The following is an 18,065-nucleotide window of genomic DNA, read 5'->3' on the forward strand; positions in this document are numbered from 1 at the left end:
GGAAGAGATTGAAAGGTTCGTCGTTCCGCGATAGCTCAGTCGGTAGAGCAAATGACTGTTAATCATTGGGTCCCTGGTTCGAGTCCAGGTCGCGGAGCCAACTTTCAAACGGGGTATAGCGCAGTCCGGTAGCGCGCTTGCTTTGGGAGCAAGATGTCGGGAGTTCGAATCCCCCTACCCCGACCAAATTTTGGGTCGTTAGCTCAGTCGGTAGAGCAGTTGGCTTTTAACCAATTGGTCGTAGGTTCGAATCCTACACGACCCACCATATTCAAGCACCAGCGCCGGTTGGTGTTGAAGTGTGAACAAAACGCTTCATAAAAAGCCCGCCTTCACTTGGCGGGCTTTTTTTGGGGGTTCTTCGCAGACTCTAGGGGAAGAGCGGATTGACCGTCAGGGAAGCGGGTAGATTGGCAGTCGTCAAACGAACCAACCCCCACCCCCTGCTGTCGCCGTGCATCCTATTGATCTTGCTGCTTTCTGGCCAGGCTACGACGTCATCGCCTGCCGCTCATCTGCCAGCGACACCCTGCTGATCGAGCTCAAGCCTCACGCCAGCTCTGTCCCCATATGCGGGCGCTGTGGTCAGGCCAGTCCATTAATCCACGAGCGGCGGATTTGCCAGGTGCGGGATCGCGATCTGTTCGACCAGCGAGTCTACTCCAACTACCGGTACGCCGCGTCGACTGCCTGCGCTGTGGTCGGGTGACCGAGCGGATCGACTGGCTGGAGCCGGCGTCGCGCTTGACCCAGCGCTTGCGCATCTGGCTCGAGGCTTTGCTGCAAATACTGCCCATCAGCCACGTCAGTCGTCTTGTTGGCCTGCATTGGCACACGCTCAGATAGCTCGACCAACGTCGTCTAGAGGCCGCAGTCGATGCTTTCGAGCCGGGTGAGGTTCGCCGCCTGGTGATGGGTGAGTAAAGGCATCGCTACGCCACCGTGATCATGGATGCGGAGCGGGCGCGCGTGCTGTGGGTCGGGCATGGCAACAGCCGCGAAGCGATTCGACCGTTCTTCGAACTGCTCGGTGAGCGCTGCCAGCAGATCGAGGCCGTGGCGATGGACATGAACACCGCCTTCGATCTGGAAGTAAAACAGCATTGTCCTCGTGCCGAAGTGGTCTACGACCTGTTCCACATGGTGGCCCGCTATGGCAGGGAGGTGATCAATCGCATCCGGGTCGATCAGTCCAACGCGCTACGCCAGGACAAAGTGGCACGCAAGGTGATCAAGCAGAGTCGGTGGTTGCTGCTGCGCAATCGCGAAAACCTCAAGGATGAGCAAGCCGTGCAGTTGCAGGAAATCCTCAAGGCCAACCAGCCACTGGCCACGGTCTACGTGCTCAAGGATGCGCTCAAGGACATCTGGTATGCCCCCAGCGTGCGGGAGGCTGGCGCCGCTGGCGGGGCTGGTTGCGCCACGCCAGGGACAGTGGCCTGGCCCCGCTGCAACGTTTCGCTCGCAATCTGCGCAAATACGTCCGAGGCATCCTGGCCAGCGCTCGCTTCCCCATGCACACCAGCCTGCTGGAGGGGGTAAACAACCGCATCAAGGTGATCAAGCGCATGGCCTATGGCTTTCGGGACTCCGCCTACTTCTTCCTGAAAATCAAGGCCGCCTTCCCCGGGAAAGCGCGATGAACCTTTTTTGCCTTGCATTTACGGCTTCGAGTCTATTCCGGCCACGCTCTCCCATCTCGAAAAAAGAGGTCGGTACTTCCTGCGTCCTCACAGCGCCAGTTGGTCCACGCGCAGCGAGAAAATCGCCTGTAACGCTCCGAACCGCCGCTCGGTGGTCCAGAGGCAAGGCAACTAATGGGCCCCGCTCAGTAAATCAATGTACCCACTTCACCTGCCCAGGGGCGACATTGCGATGTGCCTCGAGCGGGTTTTCTTTTATTCGCACCCATACAGTGTTTTGTCTCTCGACGCTCTCCAGTGTGGGCACGCCGCCCCGCGACCTCTCGCATTTATCTGCTCCCATTCGTCCCTCGCGTCTTTCGCCTAACAAGGTGAAGGAAAGGTACGTCAGCCCAATAAGGCTTTTCTGATGCCGCCGGAAACGGCCTATTTCTACCATGCGCACAGCTTCTCCCTTGTCCCAAGAAGGTGTGCCACATGAATGCCTCTGCGTTATCCCCATCTGCCACGGTGGATCTGGGCGTCTCATCTGAGAACGACAGCCTGCTGGCGGGGGTGCAATGGTTTTGCGCCCACTACGACAAGCCGACCAGCATTGAATCGCTGTATGCCGGCTTGCCCCGTGGTCAGCGCCTGAAACCGAGCCTGGTGGTGCGCATGCTGGAGCAGGCCGGTATCGGCGCCGGCTGGGTCAAGCGTCGCCCGGCGGAGCTTTCTTCCTATCTGTTCCCCTTGATGATGCTGTTCAACAATGGCGAGGCCCGCATCCTGGTGGCCCGCCATGGTGACCAGTTCGAGTTCGTCGTTCCCGAAGCCGGCGGCGGCACCATTACCCTGAGTGCGGAAGAACTCAACGAGCATTACCTGGGCTATGCCCTGTTAGTGCGTCCGCAGGCTGCTCCAGATTCGCGTACCGAGATCCCGGAGGGCGAAAGCAAGGGGCACTGGCTCTTCTCCACTCTGTGGAACTATCGCCGCTACTATTACAGCGCAGCGCTGGCGACTTTCCTGATCAACGTTCTGACGCTGTGCAGCACCTTCTTCATCATGAACGTATACGACCGCGTGGTGCCGACCCAGGCCTACGCGACGCTCTGGTCGATGGCTATCGGCGTGCTGATGGCCATCGGTTTCGAATTCGCCTCGCGGCAGACGCGAGCCTACCTGCTCGACACGGCCGGCAAGAAGGCCGACCTGGTGCTGGGGGCCAGGCTATTCCGACAACTGATGGAGGTGCGGCTGGAATACAAGCCGGCCTCCGCGGGATCGTTCGCCAACCAGTTCCGCGAATTCGAGTCGGTACGTGATTTCATCACCTCGGCTTCGCTGGCCACGCTGGCGGACCTGCCGTTCTGCCTGTTGTTCATCTTCGTGCTGTTCCTCATCGGCGGGCCCCTGGGGGCTGTGCCGTTGGGCTCGATGATCGTGTTGCTGTTGGTGTGCGCCTTCATCCAGATTCCACTCTCGCGCCTGATGAAAGAGAACCTGCGCGAGGCTTCGCAGAAGCATGGTTTGCTGATCGAGTCCATCGAGGGTGTCGAGACCCTGAAGGCCACCCATGCCGAGGGCAGCATGCTGCGCCGCTGGGAAGATTTCAGCGCGCAACTGGCGGCATCGGGGCTCAAGACCAAGAAACTGTCGAACCTGGCGGGCAACGCGGTTTCGCTGATTACCCAGCTGACCACCGTGGTGCTGGTGCTGTGGGGCGTCTATCGCATCGGCGATGGCGACATGACCCAGGGCGCGCTGATCGGTACGGTGATGCTGACCAGCCGGGCTATCGCGCCCCTGGCGCAGGCGGTGGGCCTGGCCGTGCGCTACCAGCAGGCGAAGACCGCACTGCGTTCGTTGAACCAACTGATGGACATCCCGACGGTGCGCGAAAGCGGCCGCCGCTATCTCGAAGCGCCTAAGGACGGAACCCTGTCCCTGCGCAAGGTCAAGTTCTCCTACCCGGCACCGCCGATGCAGCCCAAGCCGACCGTGCTGAACAACGTCAGCCTGAGCATCAAGCATGGTGAGCGGGTTGCCATCATCGGCAGCATCGGCAGCGGCAAGTCCACCTTGCTGCGCGTACTGGCCCGGCTGTACCAGCCGGTGGAAGGCCAGGTGATGATCAACGGTATTGACGCCGAGCAGATCGACCCCGCCGACTGGAGCGCCAATGTGGGCTTCGTTGGTCAGGATGCGCGCCTGTTCTTCGGTTCGCTACGCGACAACCTGCTGATCGGCAACCCATCCGCCACCAGTGAGGAACTGCTGCACGTGGTGCAGCTCACCGGCCTGGCTGCGGTCGCGGCCAGCCACCCACTGGGCTTCGGCCGACCCGTCGGCGAGATGGGGCAAGCGCTTTCCGGCGGTCAACGCCAACTCGTGGCCCTGGCGCGTTCGCTGCTGCTGCACCCGCAGGTGCTGCTGCTGGACGAGCCCACCAGCGGCATGGACATGCAGACCGAGCGCCTATTCCTGCAGCGCCTGGAAGAGGCGACCCGGGGCCGCACGGTTGTGATCGTGACTCACCGCTTCTCGGTGCTGGACCAGGTGGATCGCCTGATCGTCCTGGATGCTGGCCAGATCGTCGCCGACGGGCCGAAGGCCGACGTGTTGCGCGCCTTGCAATCCAACAATTCCTCGACCCAGCCCGCCAACCCTGCGGCCAATCCCTGGTAAACGATCATGATCGATTCCCCCAATCAGGAAGCCGCTGTGCCGGCCGTCGCGACACCCGAAGCGCCACCGGCGCCGGTGCCTGCCAAGAAAGTGGTGACCTACGCCGAGGAAGTGGCTCGTCTGCGCGAGAGCGACATCACCTATGTGAGCGATCTGCAGGAAGCGCTGATCGCGCAGAAGACCACGGCGAGTACCGTGCTGCTGGTGCTGATCGCGGTGATCTTCTGCGGGGCACTGACCTGGGCCTACTTCGCCAAGGTGGAAGAAGTGACCCGTGGCGAAGGCAAGGTGATTCCGTCGAGCCGCGAGCAGGTCATCCAGAGCCTGGAAGGCGGCATTCTCGAGCAGATGAATGTGCGAGAGGGCGATGTAGTGGAGGCCGGCCAGGTACTCCTGAAGATCGACCCGACCCGTGCCGGCGCGAGCTATCGCGAAACCGAATCCAAGGTCCTGGCGCTCAAGGGCAGCCTGGCCCGTTTGCGGGCCGAGGCCTACGGCCAGAAGTTGGTCTTCCCGCCGGAAGTGCAGGCGGTGAAGTCGATCGTCGATAGCGAGACGGAAGCCTACATCGCCCGGCGGCAGATGCTCGATGAAGGCATCTCGGGGCTGCAGCAGAGTTTGTCGCTGGCCCAGGGTGAGCTGACGGTGTCGGAGAAACTGGCCAAGCAGGGCCTGATTTCGGACGTGGAAATCCTCCGGATGCGCCGGGCGGCCAACGAACTGCGCATCCAGATGAGTGAGCGGCGCAACAAGTACCGCTCCGATGCCAACGCCGACCTGACCCGCGCGGAAAGCGAACTGGCGCAGTCGGTGGAAAACCTCGCCGGGCGTGAGGATGTGATGAGGCGCACGACGATCACTTCGCCCATGAAGGGCATCGTCAAGAACGTTCGCGTCACCACCATTGGCGGGGTGATTCAGCAGGGCCAGGACATCATGGAGATCGTCCCGCTGGAAGACCGCCTGCTGGTCGAGGCTAAGGTCCTGCCGGCCGACGTGGCGTTCCTGCGCCCGGGCCTGCCGGCGACAGTGAAGATTTCCGCCTACGACTTCGCCATCTACGGGGGCCTCAAAGGCAAGGTCGAGCTGATCAGCCCCGACACCATCAAGGATGACGAGAAGACCCGCCAGGGCAAACCCGACTCGTACTACCGCGTGCTGATTCGCACCGACGAGGCCGAACTGGTCAAGGGCACCAAGCACTTCCCGATCATTCCGGGGATGACCGCGATCGCAGACATCCGCACCGGAGAGAAAACCATCCTGGATTACTTACTCAAGCCCGCGCTGAAGGCGCGAGAGGCATTCCGCGAGAGATAATGAAATGAAATCCCGTAAATCGTCCCTGAACAAAGTTCAAGTCAATCACTGGCGGTTCTGCCGCTCGGCCCTGGTCATCGCGATGGCGTCGCTGGGTGGCCTGGCCAACGCCTCGGATGACCTGGGTGGTGCACTGAGATTCTATTCCAAGGCTAACCAGGCGCCGGTCGACGTGGCCGCCAGCCCGGCTCCTGCCGCGAAGTCGGCGGCGGTTGCCGCTCCGGCCTCTGCCGCTCCTGTGGCGCAGGCACAGTCGGTCAAGCCGGCGCCCATGGCACCCAAGCTGGACCTGAGCCTGCCGGTCGCCATCGGCGCAGGCAGCTCCTTCGGCGCCGGCAGCAGTGTCTCGGCTTCCAGCCTTGAGTCTTCGGAGGCTTCGTTGGCCTACATCCGCCAGATGGTCAACACCGCGCTGCAGATCAGCCCGGAAATGAAGCAGGCCGACGCCAACTGGCAAGCCGCCAAGGGCGATGTCGACGAGGCCAAGGGACAGCGTTGGCCGCAGGTGCAGGTCAGCGCCAACTCCAAGTCCTGGCAGAGCAAGAAGAGCGACAATTACGACAACAATGGCAGCACCAGTGTGCAGATGACCACGCCGCTCTATGACTTCGGTGCGATCAGCCACAACATTGATAGCCGCAAGAAGACTGCTCATGCGCAGGAAGAGGCGAAGTCCCAGTCCGAGGTCTCGGTGGCTTACAACACGGCTTCGGCCGTGGTCGAGCTGGCACACCAGCAGCAGGCGCTGGAAATTAGCGACCGCTACGTGAAGCGCATGCACGAGCTGGTGGACATGTTGTCGCAGATCGCCAGGGTTGACCCGGGCCGCAGCAGTGAAGTGACGCAGGCGCGCTCGCGTCTGCTGCAGGCGGAAACCGCTCGCGATACCGTGCAATCCAAACTGCAGGAAGTGAAGACCACGCTGGCCAAGCTGGTCGGTGAAGATGTGACTGTACCGGCGAACGCGAAGTGGGGTTGGGCGCCGATGCCGTTGGAAGAAGCCCTGGCGCAACTCTCCGATGCTCCCGCGATCCGTCAGGCGCGCTGGGAGACGGAGGCGGCGCTGGCCAATGCCGATTCGGTCAAGTCTTCGCGCATGCCCAGGCTGAACTGGGTGGTTGGCAAGAGCGCGGGCGGCAGCAACATGTTCAATAACGACGAGCCCTGGTCAACCGGCCTGGCGGTGCAGTGGAATGCCTTCACCGGCGGTTCGGCATCGGCGGCGCAGCGTGCGGCCTATGCACGAGCCAGTGCGGCAGAGCAGAAGATGGAAGCGACTCGTCGCGAGTCGGAGTACACCATTCGCAGCCTGGCCGAGCAGCGTGATCTGTCGGCTGCTCGTGTCGATGACTACAAGTCGCTGCTGGTGGAGTCCGACCGGGTCCGCAAGATGTTCTATGACCAGTGGTACCATTTGGGCAAGCGCACTCTGTTGGACGTGCTGATCGCCGAAAACGAGTACTACTCGCACCAGATCGAAGCATCCGATACCTACTACAACTCCAAGGCCGCCGACCTGCGCATTCGCGCCGAGTCCAGTGGCCTGATGTCCTGGCTGGCTTCGGGCAGCGAGGCGTCTGCTCGTTGATACGTGCGGCCTGAACGCCGACCGATTCCTGCTTCAATTCCCTCTATCCTCCCGGCATTTCCGCTACGGTGGTCATGACAGGTTGTTGCGTCCTTGAATCCGGACGGACATGCCGCGGAGCGTCCCTCTGATCGGTGCTGAAGCCGGTACGATCGTCATAATTTGAATGACTTTACCCCTTGTCAAAGTCGCTATGCGTCGATTTGTCGCAGGTTGTGCAGGGGGATTTCTCGACTTTCGCCAAAGTTCTTGATCGCCATCATGGCAAGGTCTTTGCCGAAGGCATTGGCTGCTCCTGCAGGTACGGTTGAAGTCAGCTGGAAGCCCCATCCTACGTGGGTCCGACGCATTTGCGTGGCACGTCGATGCAAGCCCCTGGCAGGAAGGAAATAACCCTCCACACTTCCTGTGAATTGGTTGTTTTGTGAGCGAATCTGCCCGGAACTATTTCTCTGGCTGAGAAAATATCTTGTTAAAAATGGGCAGAATGGGCCTTGAAAGGCGTTTCTGAAATGCTTTGTAATACCCGCCGTCCATTTCCTACCCCCAAATCGCTGAGTCGCACTGACGCAGATCATGGCCAGTGTTCACCCTTCGGTGCAGCGGCATAACAACAGGGGGCTGCCATCGGTGGGCTCCTGTCATCTGACGAGTCGGGCAATCCGCTCGTGCAATCGGTGTGCGACGCGCGTGCTTTAACAGGCCGCCAGTCCAGACACCACACGCTGAATACTCACGGAACGAATCAGCTGACGAAATCGGTTTCGCATCGCGAAGACCGGGCGACCTCCCTTTGCCTGGAATCCTTGCGGCCGCATTCGTGAATCCATGACAGCCCTGGCAGGCGACCTGGAAAGGTCGCGGGTAACGAGTCGTCGAGCGATGCGTGGCGAAGGCTCATGGGCGGTGAAGCGATTTTCATCCACTAAGGCCGCAAGATGAAAAAAGAGCAGTACACAGGAATTTTGAAGAGACTGGCGTGGCTGCCGATGCTGATGCTCGGTGGTTGCAACATGGCGCTGTTCGACCCGAAAGGGCAGGTTGGCGCCGACGAGAAGTCCCTGATCATCACGGCAACCTTGCTGATGCTGATCGTGGTGGTGCCGGTCATCCTGATGACCTTTGCGTTCGCCTGGAAATACCGGGCTTCGAACACCAAGGCCACCTACATGCCGGACTGGTCCCACTCGACCAAGATCGAGCTGGTGGTGTGGCTGGTTCCCTGCCTGATCATTGCCGTGCTCGGCTGGATCACCTGGGAGAGCACCCACAAGCTGGACCCGTATCGTCCGCTGGACTCCGAGGTCAAGCCGGTGACCATCCAGGCCATCTCGCTGGACTGGAAGTGGCTGTTCATCTACCCCGACCAGGGTATCGCCACCGTCAACGAAATCGCCTTCCCGAAAGACACCCCGGTGAACTTCCAGATCACCTCGGATTCGGTGATGAACTCGTTCTTCATCCCGCAACTGGGTAGCCAGATTTACTCCATGGCCGGGATGCTCACCAAGCTGCACCTGATCGCCAATGAAGAAGGCGTGTTCGACGGCATCTCCGCGAACTACAGCGGCGGCGGTTTCTCGGGCATGAAGTTCAAGGCCATTTCCACCTCCGAGCAGGGCTTCCAGGATTGGGTTGCGAAGGTCAAGGCCTCGCAGCAGACCCTGAACCTGGAGCAGTACCCGGAGCTGGTGAAGCCGACCGAGAACGTCCCGGCCACCTACTTCGCAACCGTCAGCCCCGAGCTGTTCTCCCACGTGCTGAACAAGTGGGAACACGCTGGCCATGCGATGGCCAAGGCCCATGAGGCCAAAGAGCAGGCCGAGAAGGGCGAGCACGGCGAAGCGCATGAAGAGGCCGCCATGGCGGGCCACGACATGAGCAACATGCAAGGCATGCAGGGCATGCAAATGAATCCGAGCCAGGAGTAACCGCAGATGTTCGGGAAACTGACACTGTCGGCCGTGCCGTATCACGAGCCGATCATCGTCATCACGCTGGCTATCGTCGCCCTGTTGGGCCTCGGTGTGTTCGGCGCGATCACCTACTACCGCAAGTGGACCTACCTGTGGACCGAATGGCTGACGTCCATCGACCACAAGAAAATCGGCGTGATGTACATCATCGTCGCCCTGGTCATGCTGCTGCGCGGCTTCGCCGACGCCATCATGATGCGCGGCCAGCTCGCGCTGGCTGAGGGCGCCAACCACGGCTACCTGCCGCCGGAACACTACGACCAGATCTTCACCGCTCACGGCGTGATCATGATCATCTTCATGGCCATGCCTTTCATGACCGGTCTGATGAACCTGGCAGTACCGCTGCAGATCGGCGCGCGCGACGTGGCGTTCCCCTTCCTGAACTCCCTGAGCTTCTGGCTGCTGGTCGTCAGCGCCATGCTGGTGAACGTCTCGCTGGGCCTGGGTGAATTCGCCCGTACCGGCTGGGTCGCCTACCCGCCGCTGTCCGAGCTGGCCTACAGCCCGGGCGTGGGTGTGGACTACTACATCTGGGCGCTACAGATATCGGGTATGGGTACCTTGCTCACCGGCATCAACTTCCTGGTGACCGTGTTCAAGATGCGTACCCCCGGCATGAAGCTGATGCAGATGCCGATCTTCACCTGGACCTGCACCTTCGCCAACATCCTGATCGTTGCGTCGTTCCCGATCCTGACCGCGGCCCTGGGCCTGCTGTCGCTGGACCGCTACTTCGACATGCACTTCTTCACCAACGAGCTGGGCGGCAACGCCATGATGTACATCAACCTCTTCTGGGCCTGGGGCCATCCTGAGGTGTACATCCTGATCCTGCCGGCTTTCGGTATCTTCTCCGAAGTCACCGCGACTTTCGCTGGCAAGAAAATGTTCGGCTACACCTCGATGGTGTGGGCGAGCGCCGCGATCACCTTCCTCGGCTTCACCGTTTGGCTGCACCACTTCTTCACCATGGGTTCGGGCGGCGACGTCAACGGCTTCTTCGGCGTTGCGACCATGCTGATCTCCATCCCGACCGGGGTGAAGCTGTTCAACTGGCTGTTCACCATCTACCGTGGCCGCCTGCGCTTCGACACCCCGATCCTGTGGACCCTGGGCTTCATCGTCACCTTCACCATCGGTGGCATGACCGGCGTTCTGCTGGCCATCCCGGGCGCTGACTACCTGCTGCACAACAGCCTGTTCCTGATCGCCCACTTCCACAACACCATCATCGGTGGTGCGGTGTTCGGCTACCTGGCCGGCTTCGTCTTCTGGTTCCCGAAAGCCTTCGGCTTCAAACTGGACGAGAAGTGGGGCAAGCGTTCCTTCTGGTGCTGGCTGGTCGGCTTCTACATGGCCTTCATGCCGCTGTACATCCTCGGCTTCATGGGCATGACCCGTCGCCTGAACCACTACGACAACCCGATGTGGAAGCCGTACCTGGTCGTGGCGTTCTTCGGCGCCGTGCTGATCTTCCTCGGCATCGCCTGCCAGCTGATCCAACTGCTGGTGTCGATCAAGAACCGCGAGAAACTGGCCGACCTGACTGGCGACCCGTGGGGTGGCCGTACCCTGGAGTGGTCCACTTCCTCGCCGCCGCCGTACTACAACTTCGCCGAGCTGCCGAAGGTCAACGACATCGACGCGTTCCACGACATGAAGCAAACCGGTACCGCGTACCGCAAGCTGCCGGCCTACGCGCCGATCCACATGCCGAAGAACACCGCCGCTGGCTTCTCCATCGCCGTGTTCGCCTTCCTCTTCGGTTTCGCCGCCATCTGGCACATCTGGTGGCTGGTGGGTGTTGGCTTCGTCGGCATGATCGCCTCGGTCATCGTGCGCAGCTACATCACCGACGTAGACTACTACGTCCAGCCGGATGAGATCGAGCGCATCGAGAACGCCAACTTCCAGAAACTCGCCACCGCGCAGCAGGTATAAAACCATGTCGACGGCAGTACTGAATCAACACCTGGTCGATACGCACGAAGCGGCGCACGACCATGACCACGCCCACGACAGCGGCGGTATGACGGTATTCGGCTTCTGGCTGTACCTGATGACCGACTGCATCCTGTTCGCGAGCGTCTTCGCCACCTACGCCGTGCTGGTCAACCACACGGCCGGCGGCCCGAGCGGCAAGGACATCTTCGAACTGCCCTACGTGGCCGTCGAAACCGCGATCCTGCTGATCTCCTCCTGCACCTACGGCCTGGCCATGCTGGCCGCGCACAAGGGTGCCAAGGGCAAGGCCATCGCCTGGCTGGGCGTGACCTTCCTGTGCGGCGCCGCGTTCATCGGCATGGAACTCAACGAGTTCCATCACCTGATCGTCGAAGGCTTCGGCCCGAGCCGCAGCGCCTTCCTGTCGTCCTTCTTCACCCTGGTCGGCATGCACGGCCTGCACGTATCCGCAGGCCTGCTGTGGATGCTGGTGCTGATGGCGCAGATTGGCACTCGTGGCCTGACCGCGCAGAACAACACCCGCATGATGTGCCTGAGCCTGTTCTGGCACTTCCTGGACATCGTCTGGATCTGCGTCTTCACCGTCGTCTACCTGATGGGGGCTCTGTAATGTCCGCTGCTGCACATCATCACGACTCCCACGGCGCCCACGGCCACGACTCCCATGGTGCCGGCCACGGCAGCCTGGGTTCGTACGCCATCGGCTTCGTGCTCTCGGTGATCCTGACCGCTATCCCGTTCTACATGGTCATCGACGGTGGCTTCTCGCGTCACGCCACCCTGCTGACCATGGTGATCCTGGGCCTGGTCCAGGTCGTCGTGCACCTGATCTGCTTCCTGCACATGAACTTCTCCTCGGAAGGTCGCTGGAACGTCATGGCATTCATCTTCACCGCCATCATCATCCTGCTGGTGGTTGGTCTGTCGCTGTGGATCATCTACACCGCAGACACCCTGATGATGCCGATGCCCTGAGGGCCGATGCCGTGAAACTCAAGCGTTATCTCCTGGTCGCCAAGCCGGGCATCATCTTCGGAAACCTGATCGCGGTGGCGGGGGGATACTTCCTCGCCGCTCGCGGCAGCGTTGACCCGATGCTGCTGCTGGCCACCGTGATCGGCCTGTCCCTGGTCGTTGCCAGCGGTTGTGTGTTCAACAACTGCATCGACCGCGACATCGATCGCTTCATGGAGCGTACCCGCAGCCGCGTCACCGTGACCGGGCAGATCTCGCTGAAGGCCGCCCTGGCCCACGGCGTGGTTCTCGGCGCGGCGGGCTTCGGCCTGCTGGCGTGGAAGACCAACGTGCAGGCGACCCTGCTCGCTGCGTTCGGCTTCTTCGTCTACGTCGTGCTCTACAGCCTCTGGCTCAAGCGCGCCTCGGTCTACGGCACACTGGTCGGCAGCCTCTCCGGAGCCATGCCACCAGTGGTGGGCTACTGCGCTGCCAGCGGTCACTTCGACATGGGCGCGGCGGTGCTGCTGCTGATCTTCTGCCTCTGGCAGATGCCGCACAGCTACGCCATCGCGATCTTCCGCCTCAACGACTACCGTGCCGCCGGGATTCCCGTGCTGCCGGTAGAGCGGGGCATCGAAGCGACCAAGAAGCAGATCCTCTACTACGTGCTGGCCTTTGGTCTTGCGACCCTGCTGCTGACCGTCACCGGCTTCGCCGGCTACGGTTACCTGGTAGTGGCGCTGGCCGTCAGTGCCTGGTGGCTGTTCATCGCGGTGAAAGGCTTCAGTGCCGAAGACGATCGCCGCTGGGCCCGCCAGTTGTTCGCCTTCTCCATCATCGCGATCAGCGTGCTGAGCCTGATGATGTCCATCGACTTCCAGGCCATCCCGGCCCAGTCGATGCTGGCGGCGCTGTAAGGCCGTTCTGCTGCAACGAAAAAGCCGCCCCTCGGGGCGGCTTTTTTTGTGCCCAGCATTCCTCGGCAATGAAGCTTTTTGTAGGAGCGAGCTTGCTCGCGAACCGCCCCAGCTTAGGAACTGCCGGGAAGAGCGTTCGAGCAGTCTCGCTCCTGCAGGGGCTCCGCGTACAAAAAAGGGCGGATACCTCGCAGTATCCGCCCTTCGTCTTTCATCCCAGGATCAATGCAGCTTCAACCGCGGCTCCGTGCTGCGCCCGATCCGATCCGCAATCATCAACAACGCCGTGCGGAACGGTCCGTAGAGTGCCATCTGGTGCATGCGGTACAGCGATACATAGAACATCCGCGCGAGCCAGCCCTCCAGCTTCACGCTGCCCATCAGGTTACCCATCAGGTTGCCCACCGCACTGAAGCGCGACAGCGAGATCAGCGAGCCGTAGTCGGTGTAGCGGTACTCCGGCAGCGGCTTGCCATCGAGCTTCGCGACCAGCGCCTTGGCCAGCAGCGAAGCCTGCTGGTGAGCGGCCTGGGCGCGCGGCGGCACGGTGCGATCGCTGCCATCGCCCATCGGGCAGGCGGCGCAGTCACCGAAGGCGAAGATGTTGTCGTCGCGGGTGGTCTGCAGAGTGGAGCGCACCACCAGCTGGTTGATGCGGTTGGTCTCAAGACCGTCGATTTCCTTCAGCAGGCTTGGCGCACGAATGCCCGCCGCCCAGACTTTCAGGCTCGCCGGAATGAACTCGCCTGCTGCCGTGCGCAGGCCGTCGGCCGTCACTTCCTGCACCGCCGAACCGGTGGCCACACGCACGCCGAGTTTCTCCAGCGTCTGGTGCACCGGTTGGCTGATGCGCTCGGGCAGTGCCGGCAGCACACGTGGGCCGGCCTCGATCAGGGTGATGCGCATGTTCTGCGGCTGGATGCCGGTCAGCCCGTAGGCCGCCAGTTCCTGCGCGGCGTGGTGCAGCTCGGCCGAAAGCTCGACCCCAGTGGCGCCGGCGCCAACGATGGCGACGCTGATCTGATCGTCCTTGTCCTGCCCGGCGTGGGCGCGCAGGTAATGAGTGAGCAACTGCTTGTGGAAGCGCTCGGCCTGCTCGCGGGTGTCGAGGAAGATGCAGTGGTCCGCGGCGCCTGTGGTGCCGAAGTCATTGGTGGTGCTGCCGATGGACAGGACCAGCGTGTCGTAGTCCAGGCTGCGAGCCGGCACCAGCTCCTCGCCCTGCTCATCGAGCGTGGCGGCGAGCTGAATGCGCTTGCTTGCGCGGTCCAGCCCATCGAGGCGGCCGAGCTGGAATTCGAAGTGGTTCCATTTCGCCTGGGCGACATAGTTCAGCTCATCCTCCGAGGAGTTGAGCGAGCCGGCGGCGACTTCGTGCAGCAGGGGTTTCCAGATGTGGGTGAGGTTGGCGTCGACGAGCGTAATGCGCGCCTTGCCCTTTTTACCCAGGGTGCGGCCGAGACGGGTCGCGAGCTCCAGCCCGCCGGCGCCGCCGCCGACGATCACGATACGATGGGACATGTTGCATTCTCATAGCTTAAGGAATCCTGTATCGGCCCGTGGCGGCACGGCGCTCACGCAAGGTAGGCCAGGAGGCGGCTCAGTAAACCCAGGGCGATGACTACCGCGAGCAAGCCTCCCATCATCAGCCAGGGTTTGAACGGCGCGCGTTCGACCTGGTGCACGGGGGAGCTGAGGTAGTGATCGACCTTCTGCTGGTCTTCGGGGCTCAGGCGACTGGGCATGGGCGGCCTCCGTTTATAATGTCGAGCATTCTAGTAGGGCTTGGGCGGCCTCTCAATGCGCCGCCGATCAATGCAGCATTGCATGAGCGCCTATTTACAGGCCGACGCCCATGTCGAAAAGGATGCTGCGGCCCAGGCTGCCGCGCAGGAAATCCGGCGCGTCACTGTGGGCGAACAGCACGCGGGCGAAAGTCGGCCCGACCACCGACAGCGAGCGCCAACCCTGGCGCAGGTACTCGGTCGGCGGCGGAAAGGGCGTGTTGAAGTCCGGCGTCTCGCGCTTGAGGCTGACGAAGGCGAGCAGGTCCAGTTCGCGCGGGTCGATGCCGCGTTCGGTGTAGTTGTGTGCCTTCTTGCGCAAAGTAGGCGCCAGGCGCGCCTGCAGCTCCGCGCAGGGAATCCGCCGCGGGCGCTGCTCGCGACGAATCAGCTGGTTGATGCTCTGGGCCATGCGCCGGCGCAGCAGTTCTTCCTTCCACTCCTCATTGAGTCGGCGGCCCTGGTCGAGCACAAAGAACACCTCGAAGGTTGCATCGCGGAACAATACGTCCGGCGGCTGCTGGGTTGGCGCAACGAAGTCTTCCTGGCGATACGGCACCTTGAGCGCCTGCAGGAGTCGCTGGCAGGCCCAGCACTCCCGTTCCCACTTGCGGGCATTGGAGAGGAAGTCGTTGGCTTGTTCCGCCTGGCGCGTCAGCAGGCGCAGATAGTCGGACTCGTTCATGCCTCAAGCATAGTTGCTGCGAAGCGCGGGCGGGTGGCGGGGGCGCGTGTAGACTGTTGCCAATCTTTGATGTTCGGGTCGAGGGTCAAGCGTGAAACGACTGCTGAGTGGGTTTGTGTTGATGGTAGTGGCGAGCTTTGCGGTGGCGCAGGAGTCGCCAGCCATCGGTTGGACGCTGCTGGACCAGTTTGACAAACCCTACACGGCGAACGCCGATCTCAAGGTGCTGCTGGTCGCCCACGACATGGCCGGTTCGAAGCTGGTAAAAGCCGCCCTGGCGGATCGTCCGCAGGGATACCTGGAGTCGCGCAGCGCCGCTTTCGTCGCTGACATCAGCCGCATGCCGGCACCGATCTCGAATATGTTTGCCATCCCCGCCATGCGTGACTACCCCTATCGCGTGCTGCTCGACCGTGAACCGCGCGTGGCCAGTCGCTTCCCCGCCACGGCGGATGCGGTGACCTGGTTGCAGCTGGAACAGGGCAAGGTTGTCGCCAGCCATAGCTTCAACTCGTCGGATGCCCTGCGCCAGGCGTTGGAGCGGGGCGCGCCGTGATCGCCGCACAGTTGCTGTCCGAAGAAACCCTTGAACTCGGCTGGGCGATCTACCTGCCCATTGTCGCCTGGGCCATCTGGCGCGCGCCGTGGCTGGAAGTAGTCAGCGATTTTCGCCGCCAGCACCTGGTGTTCGGCACCATGCTCGGGCTATTCCTGCTCTGGCTGGTACGGCGGGATTTCGCTTCCGGGGTGTCCTTCCATTTCATCGGCATGACCGCCGTAACCCTGCTTCTGGACTGGCCGCTGGCGATTATCGTCGGGCTCGTCGCACAGGTCGGCCTGTGCCTGACCGACCGCCAGGACTGGGCGGCTATCGGCGTCAACGGCATCCTGCTGATCCTGATTCCGGTGCTGATTACCGAGGTGGCGGCGATCCTCGTCGAGCGCCGACAGCCGCGCAACCTGTTCGTCTACATCTTCTGCTCGGGGTTCTTTCCCGCTGCGCTGGCCGCGCTGTGCAGCCTGCTGCTGGGGCTCGGCCTGCTGTGGATGGACGGGTTGTTCCCGATGCCGCCGTGGATCGAGGACTTCATCGGTTACCTCTGGCTGATCATGTTCCCCGAAGCTTTCATCAACGGCACCATCGTCACCGGACTGGTGGTCTTCTACCCGGACTGGCTGGAGACCTTCAATCGTACGCGCTACCTGCAGGCGCCCTGGAAGGACGACGATGAGCCTCGCTGATGTTCGGCCATCTGCGAGGCCCATGCCCCCTGTGGCTTGATCCAGGTCAGTTCGGAAACCTCCTACGATCGGGGAAGCTTGGCCCCCCTTCGCAAGGAGATTGCCGATGAGCATTCACAGCTGGGCCGAGCAACGCCTCCACGAACTGCTGGTCGAGGCCGAAGCGGCTGGCCAGGACCCGCAACTGGTCGTTCGTGCACTGCTGAGCGCGGTGGTGCAGGCCAACGCGCAGGTCCGCACACAGGAAGACCTGGGGCATGAACTGCATTTCCTCGCCGACAACCTGGACGAGGAGCGGGACTACGCCTTCATGCGCCCCTGATTGAAAACCCCGCATCCGCGGGCCTTGGCTTTTCTGTAGGAGCGAGCTTGCTCGCGAACGCTTTTTAGGCAGCCTTCGTAATTGGGCGGTCCGCGAGCAAGCTCGCTCCTACAAAGAGTCCTGTGGCCTGGAGTGGCGCACAAAAAAGCCGCCTCTCGAGGCGGCTTTTTCACGGGTCAGTGCCCGCGCGGGGGCTTTTCCAGATCGCCGGAGAACAGCTCGTCTTCCTGGTTATCACCGGGAATGGCGTGTTCTTCCGCCGCCCAGGCGCCAAGGTCGATCAGCTTGCAGCGGTGCGAGCAGAAGGGACGGAATTCATTCTTGGCGGTCCATTCAACTGGGGCGCCACAGGTGGGGCATTCCACGGTCAGGGGTTGGCTCATGGTTGTCCTCCACGCAGGCCTAGATAGAACTGATGCAGACGCTCGACCTGCTGGTGCAGGTGGCCGAGGTTGCCATCGTTGAGCAGCACGTCATCCGCGTGCTTGAGTCGGTCGTCGCGCAGGGCCTGGGCCTTGAGAATCGAACGGACCTGTTCTTCGGACACCTTGTCCCGGCGCATCGTGCGCTCCAGTTGCAGGTGCTCGGGGGTATCCACCACCAGCACGCGCTGGGTCATACGGTGCTGCCCGGACTCCACCAGCAGCGGTGAGACCAGGATGGCGTAGGGCGATTGCGCCTGCGCCAGGTTGCTGGCGATCTCCTGGCCGATCAGCGGGTGCAGCAATTGCTCCAGCCAGCGTCGCTCGTCCTCTGCCTTGAAGATGCGCTCGCGCAGGGCGGCACGGTTGAGCTGGCCGTCCGGCAGCAGCACGGCTTCGCCAAAGCGCTCGACGATCTGCGCCAGGGCCGGTCGGCCGGGTTCCACCACCCAGCGCGCGGCGTGGTCGGCGTCGACCATGTGTATGCCCAGCGAAGCAAAATGCTCGGCGGCGGCGCTCTTGCCACTGCCGATGCCGCCAGTGAGGCCCAGAATCCAGGGTTTCATCGTTC

16 protein-coding genes, 3 tRNA genes and 1 pseudogene are annotated in these 18,065 nt (G+C 62.1%); 15 read left to right on the forward strand and 5 right to left on the reverse strand.

Annotated elements, in window-relative coordinates; translation table 11 throughout:
- Positions 1-24 precede the first annotated feature (24 nt).
- The 12 genes and pseudogenes from RS899_RS01045 to cyoE all read left to right on the forward strand — a co-directional run bounded on the left by RS899_RS01045 (position 25) and on the right by cyoE (position 13,039).
- Positions 25-100: transfer RNA gene (locus RS899_RS01045), tRNA-Asn, on the forward strand.
- Positions 101-109: 9 nt separating this feature from the next.
- Positions 110-186, forward strand: a tRNA-Pro gene (locus RS899_RS01050).
- A 6-nt stretch (positions 187-192) separates the two neighbouring features.
- Positions 193-268, forward strand: a tRNA-Lys gene (locus tag RS899_RS01055).
- A 186-nt stretch (positions 269-454) separates the two neighbouring features.
- A pseudogene (locus RS899_RS01060) lies at positions 455-1,643 on the forward strand (ISL3 family transposase).
- Between the two features lie 477 nt (positions 1,644-2,120).
- Positions 2,121-4,313: a type I secretion system permease/ATPase gene (locus tag RS899_RS01065; RefSeq protein WP_315808879.1), complete on the forward strand. Its 2,193-nt coding sequence runs from the start codon at positions 2,121-2,123 to the stop codon at positions 4,311-4,313.
- A gap of 6 nt (positions 4,314-4,319) precedes the next feature.
- Positions 4,320-5,633 carry an HlyD family type I secretion periplasmic adaptor subunit gene (locus tag RS899_RS01070; protein ID WP_315808880.1) on the forward strand — a complete coding sequence of 438 codons (1,314 nt, stop codon included), beginning with the start codon at positions 4,320-4,322 and terminating at the stop codon, positions 5,631-5,633.
- 4 nt (positions 5,634-5,637) lie between these two features.
- Entirely contained in the window at positions 5,638-7,221 is a 1,584-nt protein-coding gene (locus RS899_RS01075) for a TolC family protein (RefSeq protein WP_315808881.1), read from the forward strand.
- A 938-nt stretch (positions 7,222-8,159) separates the two neighbouring features.
- Positions 8,160-9,152 carry a ubiquinol oxidase subunit II gene (gene cyoA, locus RS899_RS01080; RefSeq protein ID WP_054910358.1) on the forward strand — a complete coding sequence of 331 codons (993 nt, stop codon included), beginning with the start codon at positions 8,160-8,162 and terminating at the stop codon, positions 9,150-9,152.
- Between the two features lie 6 nt (positions 9,153-9,158).
- Complete coding sequence (gene cyoB / locus RS899_RS01085; RefSeq protein ID WP_054910359.1) at positions 9,159-11,141, forward strand: cytochrome o ubiquinol oxidase subunit I; 1,983 nt, start codon at positions 9,159-9,161, stop codon at positions 11,139-11,141.
- Between the two features lie 4 nt (positions 11,142-11,145).
- Entirely contained in the window at positions 11,146-11,775 is a 630-nt protein-coding gene (cyoC, locus tag RS899_RS01090; RefSeq protein ID WP_015475724.1) for a cytochrome o ubiquinol oxidase subunit III, read from the forward strand.
- The gene (cyoD, locus tag RS899_RS01095; protein WP_024765643.1) at positions 11,775-12,140 is read left to right on the forward strand and encodes a cytochrome o ubiquinol oxidase subunit IV; all 366 of its coding nucleotides are present in this window, start codon (positions 11,775-11,777) and stop codon (positions 12,138-12,140) included. Before cyoC ends, cyoD begins: the two co-directional genes overlap by 1 nt.
- A gap of 11 nt (positions 12,141-12,151) precedes the next feature.
- Positions 12,152-13,039 (forward strand): heme o synthase, encoded by an 888-nt coding sequence (cyoE, locus tag RS899_RS01100; RefSeq protein WP_024765642.1) that lies wholly within the window; start codon positions 12,152-12,154, stop codon positions 13,037-13,039.
- A 222-nt stretch (positions 13,040-13,261) separates the two neighbouring features.
- Here the strand turns inward: cyoE and RS899_RS01105 are convergent, their stop codons facing one another.
- The 3 genes from RS899_RS01105 to RS899_RS01115 all read right to left on the reverse strand — a co-directional run bounded on the left by RS899_RS01105 (position 13,262) and on the right by RS899_RS01115 (position 15,508).
- Positions 13,262-14,560: an NAD(P)/FAD-dependent oxidoreductase gene (locus tag RS899_RS01105; RefSeq protein WP_315808882.1), complete on the reverse strand. Its 1,299-nt coding sequence runs from the start codon at positions 14,558-14,560 to the stop codon at positions 13,262-13,264.
- Positions 14,561-14,613: 53 nt separating this feature from the next.
- Positions 14,614-14,784 (reverse strand): DUF3094 domain-containing protein, encoded by a 171-nt coding sequence (locus RS899_RS01110; protein ID WP_037011479.1) that lies wholly within the window; start codon positions 14,782-14,784, stop codon positions 14,614-14,616.
- Between the two features lie 94 nt (positions 14,785-14,878).
- Entirely contained in the window at positions 14,879-15,508 is a 630-nt protein-coding gene (locus RS899_RS01115) for a DUF1780 domain-containing protein (RefSeq protein WP_169941845.1), read from the reverse strand.
- Between the two features lie 121 nt (positions 15,509-15,629).
- Here RS899_RS01115 and RS899_RS01120 point away from each other — a divergent pair, with 121 nt between their 5' ends.
- The 3 genes from RS899_RS01120 (at position 15,630) to RS899_RS01130 (ending at position 17,072) form a co-directional block, all read left to right on the forward strand.
- Positions 15,630-16,064 (forward strand): FAD/FMN-containing dehydrogenase, encoded by a 435-nt coding sequence (locus RS899_RS01120; RefSeq protein ID WP_315810389.1) that lies wholly within the window; start codon positions 15,630-15,632, stop codon positions 16,062-16,064.
- Positions 16,061-16,750: an energy-coupling factor ABC transporter permease gene (locus RS899_RS01125; RefSeq protein ID WP_315808883.1), complete on the forward strand. Its 690-nt coding sequence runs from the start codon at positions 16,061-16,063 to the stop codon at positions 16,748-16,750. Before RS899_RS01120 ends, RS899_RS01125 begins: the two co-directional genes overlap by 4 nt.
- 106 nt (positions 16,751-16,856) lie before the next feature.
- Positions 16,857-17,072: a hypothetical protein gene (locus RS899_RS01130; protein ID WP_054910366.1), complete on the forward strand. Its 216-nt coding sequence runs from the start codon at positions 16,857-16,859 to the stop codon at positions 17,070-17,072.
- 176 nt (positions 17,073-17,248) lie between these two features.
- On the opposite strand, the gene yacG is transcribed toward RS899_RS01130, so the two are convergent.
- On the reverse strand, positions 17,249-17,455 hold the full coding sequence (gene yacG / locus RS899_RS01135; RefSeq protein ID WP_315808884.1) for a DNA gyrase inhibitor YacG: 207 nt from the start codon (positions 17,453-17,455) through the stop codon (positions 17,249-17,251).
- Positions 17,452-18,060, reverse strand: coding sequence for a dephospho-CoA kinase (gene coaE / locus RS899_RS01140; RefSeq protein ID WP_315808885.1), 609 nt, complete (start codon positions 18,058-18,060; stop codon positions 17,452-17,454). The genes yacG and coaE overlap by 4 nt, the downstream gene beginning before the upstream one ends.
- Positions 18,061-18,065 lie beyond the last annotated feature (5 nt).

The organism is Pseudomonas sp. C9-3, from assembly GCF_032392015.1.
GTDB classification, from domain to species: domain Bacteria; phylum Pseudomonadota; class Gammaproteobacteria; order Pseudomonadales; family Pseudomonadaceae; genus Pseudomonas; species Pseudomonas nitroreducens.